The 1,116-nt window shown below is 71.1% G+C and carries 1 protein-coding gene; it reads right to left on the bottom strand.

Annotation, left to right across the window (positions count from 1 at the left end):
- Nucleotides 1-3: 3 nt before the first annotated feature.
- On the bottom strand, nt 4-1,116 hold a 1,113-nt coding region (locus tag HLH48_RS22770), incomplete at its 5' end, for a pyridoxal-phosphate-dependent aminotransferase family protein (protein ID WP_182999721.1).

The following is a 1,116-nucleotide window of genomic DNA, read 5'->3' as shown; positions in this document are numbered from 1 at the left end:
CGCTCACGACGCGGCCTCGTAGACGGCCCGCGCGGCCTCGATGGCCGCCCCCGCCGGCGGCGCATGGCCCTCGGCGCGCAGCACGGCCTCCAGCGCGCCGAGCGTGATCAGCACCTTGTGCCGCATCGCGTTGTAGCCCATCGCCCCGATCCGCCAGATCCGCCCCGCCAGCGGCCCGAACGCCGTCCCGATCTCGATCTCGAACTCCCCGCGCATCCGCGCCCGCACCCGCTCCCCATCCACCCCAGCGGGAATATACACCCCCGTCACGTTGGTCATCCGGTGCGCATCCTGCCCATACAGCACCAGCCCCATCGCCCGCAGCCCCGCCGCCATCGCCGCACCCGCCGCCCGATGCCGCGCAAACCGCGCCTCCAGCCCCTCTTCCACCATCACCCGCGCCGCCTCGCGCGCCGCATACAGCATGCTGGTCGCCTCGGTATGATGGTTCAGCCGCTTCTCCGACCAGTAATCCATCACCATCGCCAGGTCGAAATAGTTCGACCCGATCAGCGCACCCTCCCCCTCGTCCAGATCCGCGCCGCGTATCCCCGCCTCGACATGCCGCCGCTTCATGATATGCGCCGCCGCCCGGTCCGAAAGCGTGATCGGCGCCGAGCCCGGCGGCCCGCCCATGCATTTCTGCAAGCCCCCCGTCACCACGTCCACGCCCCACGCGTCGGTCGCCACCGCCATCCCGCCCAGCGTCGCCGTCGCATCGACATAGGACAGCACGCCATGCCGCCGGCACAGCGCCCCAACCCCCTCCAGAGGCTGCGCCATCGTCGTCGAGGTATCGCCATGGATCGCCGCCAGCACCTGCGGACGATGCGCCACGAGCGCCGCCTCGATCCGCTCCAGGCTCGCCACCTCGCCCCACGGAACCTCCAGCGTGCGGATCTCCGCCCCGATCCGCCGCCCGATCTCCGACAGCAGCAGCCCGAACCGACCCGCCTGGATCACCAGCAGCCGCGCCCCCGGCTCCACCAGCGACACCAGCGCCGCCTCGATCCCGGCCCGCGCCGTGCCGTCCACCAGGAACGTCCACCGGTTCTCCGTCATGAACACAAGGCGATACAGCGCCATCGTCTCGTTCATGTATCCCGTCATCTCCGG

Origin of the sequence: Gluconacetobacter sacchari (assembly GCF_014174255.1) — a bacterium.
Lineage (GTDB): Bacteria > Pseudomonadota > Alphaproteobacteria > Acetobacterales > Acetobacteraceae > Gluconacetobacter > Gluconacetobacter sacchari.
Note: the sequence above shows the minus strand (reverse complement) of the source record. Positions and strands in the feature narration are given on the sequence as shown.